This window comes from Microbacterium rhizophilum (genome assembly GCF_039605615.1).
Lineage (GTDB): Bacteria > Actinomycetota > Actinomycetes > Actinomycetales > Microbacteriaceae > Microbacterium > Microbacterium rhizophilus.
This window is the reverse complement of sequence record NZ_JBCNUN010000004.1, coordinates 21,377-27,581: the sequence shown is the minus strand read 5'-3', so window position 1 is coordinate 27,581 and position 6,205 is coordinate 21,377. Positions and strand designations below refer to the sequence as shown.

Below are 6,205 nucleotides of genomic sequence, written 5' to 3'. Positions count from 1 at the left end.
CCAGCACCGGACATATGCCGCCGCCGGGATGCATGCCGATCTGGCGATCCGAGTCGCGTCGACCTTCGCGCCCGAGCGCGTCGAGCTGCCGCTCGCCGAGCTCGAGGCGGTGTTCGGCGGGGGCGCGGGCGCCGCGGTCGCCTCGGGGCGGGTGCCCGAGTGGGCGGCATATCCGCTGGGGGTCGCGTGGGCGGCCCTCGCCGCCGCGGGGCGGTCGGGTGCGGACGTGCCGGGAGTCGACCTCGCGATCGCGTCGGACGTGCCGGTCGGGGCGGGGCTGTCGTCGTCGGCCGCGATCGAGGGATCCGTCGCGGCCGCGCTCAACGAGCTGTGGCAGCTCGGACTCGCGCCGCTCGATATGGCGAAGGTCGGCCGCCGGGCTGAGAACGAGGCGGTGGGGGCCCCGACCGGGATCATGGACCAGGTCTCGTCGATCATGGGACGCGCGGACGCCGCGACCTTCCTCGACTGCCGCAGCCTCGAGACGCGATCCGTCGACCTCGGTCTCGAGCGGGAGGGCCTGGTGCTGCTCGCGATCGACACGAGGGTCGAGCACGCGCACGCCAGCGGCGGCTACCGCGACCGGCGCGTCGCATGCGAGCGCGGCGCCGCGGCGCTCGGCGTGCCGGCGCTGCGGGACGTCGCCGCCGCCGACCTCGATCGCGCGCGCGACCTCCTGGACGACGTCACGTTCCGGCGCGTGCGCCACATCGTCACGGAGAACCAGCGCGTGCTCGACACGGTCGGCGTGCTCGGTGCCGAGGGCCCGCGGGCGATCGGCGACCTGCTCGTCGCGTCGCACGCCTCGATGCGCGACGACTTCGAGATCTCGGTTCCCGAGCTCGACACGGCCGTGGTGGCCGCGTTGGAGGCGGGCGCGCTGGGCGCGCGCATGACCGGCGGCGGCTTCGGCGGATCCGCCGTCGCGCTGGTGGAGGCCGGTGATGCGGCGTCGGTCGCCGACGCGGCCGCCCGCGCCTTCGCCGACCGCGGCTACGCGGCGCCGCGCGCCTTCCCGATCGTCCCGTCCGACGGCGCCCGGCGAGACGCCTGATCGGGCCGTCCACCTGCACAATGCAGGAGCCGCTGTGACGGATGGGGCTGCTGTCGGCGTGTCCGCGGCGTGTCCCGATCCGGTTCCTGCGTTGTGCGGATCACCGCGGCGGGATGCGTCCTGCGTTGTGCGGACCATCGCGGCCGGATGGCGGACCCACGAGAAGGGGACCCGGACGGATCCGGGTCCCCTTCGTGCGCGGTGACGACTACGCCGTGAGCTCGGGCGTGACGTCCTGTGCGCCGGCGACCGAGCGCTGCACCTCGATCTTGCGCGGCTTGGCCTTCTCGCTGATGGGGATCAGCACGCTCAGGACGCCGTTGTCGTACGTCGCCGAGATGCCGGCAGTGTCGATCCCCTGCCCCAGGTTGAGCTGGCGCAGGTACGAGCCGGCCGGACGCTCGCGCGTGATCCACTTCACGCCCTCGGCGCTGCGCGGGGTCCGCTCGGCGCGGATCGTGAGCAGCTGGCCGTCCACGTCGATGTCGACGCTGCCCGGGTCGATGCCCGGCAGGTCTGCGCTCAGGACGTAGTGGTCGCCGTCGCGGTACAGGTCCATCGGCATCAGCCGCGGTCCCTGCCGGTCGATCAGCTGCTCGGCCATCCGGTCGAATTCACGGAAGGGGTCGAAGAACATCGCCATCGTGATCCTCCTCTTGTCTGCTCGTGGCGGTTCAGACCTGAGTCGTGGGGGACTCGATATATGAATTAGCACTCTCGAGGTGAGAGTGCCAGATCCTTCGCTGGAAGATCGTTAAGAATCCGCCGAGAGCCCGAGCACGTGGCAGAGGCCGGCGTCGACCTGTCGCATCAGATCGGCGGGCACGCGGCCCAGCGGACGCGGATCCAGGTAGTCGCGGTCGACCGGTCCGATCTGCGTCACGTTCGCGACCGCGTCGCGCTCCAGGCCGCCCACGCCCGCGGGGATCAGGACGTTGCCCGGGATCGCGACCAGCGCGGAATTGGAGATGAGCGGGATCACCAGCACGGTGCCGATCACCTCGGCGTCTGTCGCGTCGCTCTGCACCACGAGCACCGGCCGCATCCGCTCCCGCTCGCGTCCCCGGGGCTCGCCGAAGCCGATCCAGCGGATGTCGCCGCGCCTGATCATGGCGGGAGTATGCCGCAGCCGCGTTTCGACGGGATTTCGCCGCCGACCCGGGTCGGGACGGGCCGGATCGCGGGGTTGAATGGAGCGGTGACGCCGCATCCCGATCCCGCTCTCTGCGCCGCGCTGGCGGATGACCTCGCCGCCGCGCGCTTCCGCTCCGAGGCGCTGCGTGCCGCGTGGGGCGTGGAGGCCGACGACGCGACCGGACGCGGGCTGCGCGTGCCCGCCCTGCGCGGGCTGGGCGAGCGGCGGGATGCGCTCGCCACGCTCGGGCGCCTGCTGGTGCTCGGCGTCGCGCAGCCGCGCGACGCCGTCGACGCGGCGCTTCCCACCCTGGGCGCCGCGGGCCTGGAGGCGCTCGGTCTCGCGGAGGCGGGCGATGCCGTGACGCCGCGCGCGATCATCCGCCCGCAGTCCTACCTCGACACCGAGGGCACCGGCGAGTGGTGGCTGGCGAGCGACCTCGATGAGATCGCCACGGGCGGCGGCGCGCTCGCCGAGGATCACGTGCTCGGCGTCGGCGGCGCCTCGCTGACGCTGGCGGGACTGCAGCTGCCGACGCCCGCCGGCCGCGTGCTCGACCTCGGTACGGGCTGCGGCATCCAGGCCCTGCGCGCGCGGCGATACGCCGAGTCGGTCGTGGCGACGGATGTGTCCGAGCGGGCCCTCGCGTTCACGCGGCTGAACGCGCTGCTCAACCGCGATGCACGGATCGAGACCCGCGGGGGCAGCCTGTTCGATCCGGTCGCGGGCGAGACGTTCGACCGGATCGTCACCAACCCGCCGTTCGTCATCACGCCGCGCGCCACGGGCGTGCCCGGCTACGAGTACCGCGACGGCGGGCTCGTCGGGGACGCGCTGGTCGAGCAGGTCGTGCGGGGCGTGGGCGCGCATCTCGCGCCCGGGGGCATCGCGCAGCTGCTCGGGAACTGGGAGACCCGCGACGGGGTCGACGGCCTCGACCGCGTGCGCGGCTGGGTCGCGGCCTCCGCCGTGCCGCTCGAGGCGTGGGTCGTCGAGCGCGAGCTGCTGGATCCGATCCAGTACGCCGAGATGTGGATCCGCGACGGCGGCACCGTGCCCGGATCGCCGCGCCACGACGAGCTGCTCGCCGCATGGCTGGACGACTTCGCCGCGCGCGGGGTGACCGCCATCGGGTTCGGGTACGTGCTGCTGCGCCGGGCGGCGGGTGCGCCGCGGCTGCAGCGTTACGAGCGGATGACGCAGCCGATCCCGTCCGAGGGCGGCCTCGGCGCGCATCTCGCGCAGGCGCTCGCCGCGCACGATCGCCTGGCCGGCATGGACGACGACGCGCTCGCCGCATCCGTCCTCCGCGCCGCCGCGGACGTCACCGAGGCGCGGCACCACCTGCCGGGCATCGGCGACCCGCAGGTGATCGAGCTGCGGCAGGGCGCCGGCTTCGGACGCGCGATCCAGGCCGACCCCGGCCTCGCCGCGCTCGTCGGCGCGTGCGACGGCGACCTGGCGGTCGGCGCGCTCATCGCGGCGATCGCGGACCTGCTCGAGGCGGACGGCCGCGCTCTCCGCGCCGAGCTGCTCTCCCGGGTGCGGCAGCTGCTGGTGGACGGGTTCCTGGTGTTCGAGTAGACGGGGCGCTCCGCGGTCTGCGGGCAACCGAGCTCGGCCCGTGTGCGAGCGAAGCGAGCTGCGCGGAGGTCAGGCCACGGCGACGAGCGCGACGGCGGCGGCGCACGCGGCGAGGCCGATGGCCTGGCTGCGGTGGATGCGCTCGTGCAGCACGAGGGCGGCGAGGATGACGGTCGCCGCCGGGTAGAGCGACGCGATCACCGCGACGACGGTGAGCAGGCCCTGCTGCGTCGCGAGCAGGAACAGCGTGAGGGCGAGGGCGCCCAGCACCCCCGGGATCAGCGCGAGGCCGGCACTGCGCGGCGGGAGCCCCAGCGGGGCGCGGACCGCCAGCACGATCGCCAGCAGCACCACGACGGCGACCGCCATGCTCGCGGCGTTCGGCCACAGGCCCGCCTCGTCGCGCACCTGCCCGATCGCCGCGAAGTACGCACCGAAACCCGCGCCCGCGAGCGCGCCGTCCCGGACGGACGCCGCGGTGCCCGCCGCCCGGGCGCCGGACGGATCCGGAGCGCGCGCGACGAGCCAGATCGCCGCGAGGCCCACGGCGATCCCGACCCAGGTGAGCGGCGCGGGGCGCTCCCCCGTCGCGACGCCCACCACGATCGGCACCGACGCGCTCACGACCGCCGAGATCGGTGCGACCACGCTCATCCGGCCGCTCGCGAGGCCCCGATACAGGAACGCGGTGCCGAGCGCCGACCCGACGCCCGCGACCGCGGCCCACAGCAGGTCGACGGGTGCCGGCCGGCCGCCGATCCACAGCGCCAGCAGCCCGGCCGCGACGAGGGCGCCGACCTGGCCCCAGAACGCGATGGTCCACGCGCTGTGTCGCTTCGAGAGCACCCCGCCGAAGAAGTCGGAGACGCCGTACGCGGCCGCGGACGCCAGCGCCAGCAGGATCGCCGTCACGGGCGCAGGAGGCTCTTGATCGCGCGGCGCTCGTCCATCGCGGCGTAGGCCTCGGCGACCTCCGCCATGGGCACGGTGAGGTCGAAAACGCGGCCGGGCTCGATCGCGCCCGACAGCACCTCGGGCAGCAGCTCGTCGACGTAGTTGCGCACCGGCGCAACGCCGCCGCGCACGCCGACGTTGGAGGAGAACATCGTGCGCACCGGCAGCTCGGGCCCGCCGTTGGGCACGCCCACGAATCCGACCTGCCCGCCGGGGCGCGCGGAGCGCAGCGCCTGGTCCATCGACTCCCTGGTGCCGACGCACTCGAGCACCGCGTCGGGGCCGATGCCGCCGAAGAGGTCCTTGACCGCCCGGATTCCCTCGTCCCCGCGGACCTCGATCACGTCGGTCGCGCCGAACTCCCGCGCCAGCTTCTGCCGCGGCTCGTGGCGCGACATCGCGACGATCCGCTCCGCGCCCAGTCGCTTCGCGGCGAGCACGCCGCTGAGGCCGACAGCGCCGTCGCCCACGACGACCACGGTCGAGCCCGCGCGCACGCCGGCCGACACGGCGGCGTGGTGCCCCGTCAGGAACACGTCCGACAGCGTCAGCAGGCTCGGGATCAGCGCCTCGTCGGGCATGCCGCCGGGCACGACCGTGAGAGAACCGTCGGCGTGCGGGACGCGCACGTACTCGCCCTGGCCCGCGTCCGCGGGCACGCCCGTGTGGTCGTCCGACCCCCACCAGCCGAGCTCGAGGCACGATGTCGAGAAGCCGTTGCGACAGTTCTCGCACGTCATGTCGCAGTCGTAGAACGGCGCGATCACGAAGTCGCCGACCCGTACGCGCGAGACGTCGGATCCGACCTCCTCGACGATCCCGACGAACTCGTGGCCGATCCGCTGCGGCTCGTCGGGCGCGGCCGTCACGCCGCGGTAGTGCCACAGATCCGAGCCGCACACGCACGCCGCCACGACGCGGACGATCGCGTTGCGGGGATCGCGGATGACCGGATCCGGCACCTGCTCGAAGCGGACGTCACCGGGGCCGTGGAGCAGGGTCGCGCGCATGGCTCCAGGCTATCGGCGTCCGCGGCGGTCGTCGGCCTCGAGCTGCTCAGTCGAACGGCGAGGAGCTCGGGAACGGCCGGACCTCCTGGGGCCAGCCGCATCCGATCGCGATGCGGCCCGCCCAGAGGCGCGCCGCCTCCTCGTCCGGCACGTCGATGACGGTGAAGCCGCCGAACAGCTCCTTGCTCTCGACGTACGGGCCGTCCGTGAAGACGGGCTCGCCGTCCACCGGGCGCACGTGAAAGACGGGGGTCTCGCGCACGAGCCCGCCGTTCGCGTACACGTAGACGCCCGCGGCCTTCATGTCTTCGATCACCGCCATGGAGGTCCTCGCCGCCTCGCGCAGCTGCTCCGGGGTGAACTCGGGGGTCCACTCGTCGTTGAAAGCGATCAGGTACTCGGTCATCTCTGCTCCTTCGGTCTCCGCCAACCCTTCTCCTCGAGCAACGAACGGGAAAGGGGAATTCG

General features: G+C 73.8%; 7 protein-coding genes. 2 read left to right on the top strand and 5 right to left on the bottom strand.

Annotated features, from left to right (window positions below):
- Positions 1-1,054, top strand: a 1,054-nt coding sequence (locus AAD528_RS08570) for a galactokinase (protein ID WP_345751659.1), incomplete at its 5' end; no start/stop codon positions are given.
- 208 nt (positions 1,055-1,262) lie between these two features.
- On the opposite strand, the gene AAD528_RS08565 is transcribed toward AAD528_RS08570, so the two are convergent.
- Both AAD528_RS08565 and AAD528_RS08560 read right to left on the bottom strand, forming a co-directional pair.
- Positions 1,263-1,697 carry an Hsp20/alpha crystallin family protein gene (locus AAD528_RS08565; RefSeq protein WP_345751658.1) on the bottom strand — a complete coding sequence of 145 codons (435 nt, stop codon included), beginning with the start codon at positions 1,695-1,697 and terminating at the stop codon, positions 1,263-1,265.
- Between the two features lie 111 nt (positions 1,698-1,808).
- A complete protein-coding gene (locus tag AAD528_RS08560) occupies positions 1,809-2,165 on the bottom strand; it encodes a type II toxin-antitoxin system PemK/MazF family toxin (protein WP_345751657.1) in 357 nt (118 codons plus the stop codon).
- An 87-nt stretch (positions 2,166-2,252) separates the two neighbouring features.
- Between AAD528_RS08560 and AAD528_RS08555 the strand changes: the two genes are divergently transcribed.
- Positions 2,253-3,773, top strand: coding sequence for a DUF7059 domain-containing protein (locus AAD528_RS08555; protein WP_345751656.1), 1,521 nt, complete (start codon positions 2,253-2,255; stop codon positions 3,771-3,773).
- 69 nt (positions 3,774-3,842) lie between these two features.
- Here AAD528_RS08555 and AAD528_RS08550 read toward each other — a convergent pair whose 3' ends face one another.
- The 3 genes from AAD528_RS08550 to AAD528_RS08540 are packed head-to-tail and all read right to left on the bottom strand — an operon-like array spanning position 3,843 to position 6,143.
- A complete protein-coding gene (locus AAD528_RS08550) occupies positions 3,843-4,685 on the bottom strand; it encodes an EamA family transporter (protein WP_345751655.1) in 843 nt (280 codons plus the stop codon).
- Positions 4,682-5,737: a zinc-dependent alcohol dehydrogenase family protein gene (locus tag AAD528_RS08545; RefSeq protein ID WP_345751654.1), complete on the bottom strand. Its 1,056-nt coding sequence runs from the start codon at positions 5,735-5,737 to the stop codon at positions 4,682-4,684. The genes AAD528_RS08550 and AAD528_RS08545 overlap by 4 nt, the downstream gene beginning before the upstream one ends.
- 46 nt (positions 5,738-5,783) lie before the next feature.
- On the bottom strand, positions 5,784-6,143 hold the full coding sequence (locus AAD528_RS08540; RefSeq protein WP_345751653.1) for a YciI family protein: 360 nt from the start codon (positions 6,141-6,143) through the stop codon (positions 5,784-5,786).
- Positions 6,144-6,205: the final 62 nt, after the last annotated feature.